The organism is Ensifer sp. ENS07 (assembly GCF_014852185.1).
In the GTDB taxonomy this organism is placed as follows: Bacteria; Pseudomonadota; Alphaproteobacteria; order Rhizobiales; family Rhizobiaceae; genus Ensifer; species Ensifer adhaerens.
In genome coordinates, this window is the sequence record NZ_JACVBE010000081.1 from 1 (window position 1) to 288 (window position 288).

At 47.2% G+C, this 288-nt stretch carries 1 rRNA gene; it reads right to left on the reverse strand.

Annotated features, from left to right (window positions below):
- Positions 1–73: ribosomal RNA gene (locus tag IB277_RS37740) — 16S ribosomal RNA — on the reverse strand; the annotation flags it as partial.
- Positions 74–288: the final 215 nt, after the last annotated feature.

Genomic DNA, 288 nt, shown 5'->3' on the forward strand with positions numbered 1-288 from the left:
CGGGGCGCTCGACTTGCATGTGTTAAGCCTGCCGCCAGCGTTCGTTCTGAGCCAGGATCAAACTCTCAAGTTGAGAATTCAATCATTGGCATTACGTCACGTTCTGAATCGACGAGAACTCACACCTCGTCTTCAATCAACAGCAATCCAAAGATCGCCATCGAGAAAACAGGTGTAGTCTCTTGTTAAAACGTGACCGCCAAAGTCTCTTTCATAAGGAACTTAAAGTTCCCCACGAGCTCCGCCGCCCACGTTTCTCTTTCTCTATATTCAATTGTCAAAAAACCG